We start from the raw sequence: 1,166 nt of genomic DNA on the forward strand, positions 1-1,166 counted from the left end.
CAAAATCCGAATATTTTAAGAGGGTTTATTACTTTGCAACAAGGTCTTTCAATAACTAAAAAAAATATTTATGAGAACTCTCCCTGGATGGTTAAAAATTATCCTTTGGAAGAACTATTTTTACTACCAAATATTATTAAATCGCTAGAGGGACATGTATGGAGTGTTTTCTACCGTGATGTGACTAAACAAAATGTAGAATTAGCACATAAACATGGTTTAGCCACTTGTGTTTGGACAGTGAATAGAGAAAAAGATATTATTAGGATGATTGAGTACGGAGTTGATGGAATTATCACTGACTATCCAAAAAAAGTTCAAGAAATTTGTAAATCCAAAAATATCTCTTGGTTTTAAGCTTGAAAACTTGAAAAAATATTTATCATCGTGTAAATAATCTCATGGCAAAAAAAAAATATCAAAGAAACTGGCTAGAGAGAAAACTTGATGAATATAACCATACAATGGAGCTTATTAGAACTATTTTACCTTTCTTAATTCTACTGCTACAAATTTACATACTAACAAAACTCATTTAACACTTAGCCAAATATCAGCTATAATCTAAAAATGACTTTGTTGTTTTTATCACTAGCAGGCATCATTGCAATCATTGTTATTCTTGTATCGGCGAAATTTATTAAAGCAGGGTTTGATGCTAGAGGTGAGGTTAAAGAGGAACAAAGAAAAGAGCAACTCAAGCAAGAAGACGAAGAAATTTTAGATAAATTAAAAGAAAAAAACCTATCTCCTGAAGACCTTAAAAAAATTTATGAAGATCTTCAGAAGAAAAAATAGTCTTGATATTAAAATAATCCTCTAGGAATTATAAAGTAATGTATCGCAAGCACGATTGCTACCGAAACACTTAATCCAAATATCATTTTAACAAAGTCTTTTCCAATTAGTGGAAATACATATTTGAATTTATAATCCTTGTTCATAGTTGAAATTGCCAACTCTCTTCCACATAATAAGCCTACGAACACCCATGTCGTTGACATTGGTAAATCATTCAACTCTTTGAAGTAGAAAAGAACTGCAGCATAAATCACGTTGATGATCGTTGCTGATCGAGCATATCTCGTTCCAGTTTTTTCTAATACAACCTGTTGTATCGAACCACCTCTAATATAGAAGATATAAAAAAGAAGAACGGTAAAGTA

The 1,166-nt window shown here is 30.8% G+C and carries 2 protein-coding genes and 1 pseudogene; 2 read left to right on the forward strand and 1 reads right to left on the reverse strand.

Annotation, left to right across the window (positions count from 1 at the left end; genetic code table 11):
* Positions 1 to 357: glycerophosphodiester phosphodiesterase family protein (locus tag AMN78_RS01090; RefSeq protein WP_306452603.1), on the forward strand; the 357-nt coding region annotated here is incomplete at its 5' end.
* 213 nt (positions 358 to 570) lie between these two features.
* On the forward strand, positions 571 to 798 hold the full coding sequence (locus AMN78_RS01095; RefSeq protein ID WP_075533775.1) for a hypothetical protein: 228 nt from the start codon (positions 571 to 573) through the stop codon (positions 796 to 798).
* A gap of 8 nt (positions 799 to 806) precedes the next feature.
* On the opposite strand, the pseudogene AMN78_RS01100 reads toward AMN78_RS01095, so the two are convergent.
* Positions 807 to 1,166, reverse strand: a pseudogene (locus tag AMN78_RS01100) (hypothetical protein); the annotation flags it as partial.

The sequence above is a fragment of the Candidatus Pelagibacter communis genome (assembly GCF_001179945.1).
Classification (GTDB): domain Bacteria; phylum Pseudomonadota; class Alphaproteobacteria; order Pelagibacterales; family Pelagibacteraceae; genus Pelagilacustribacter; species Pelagilacustribacter ubique_A.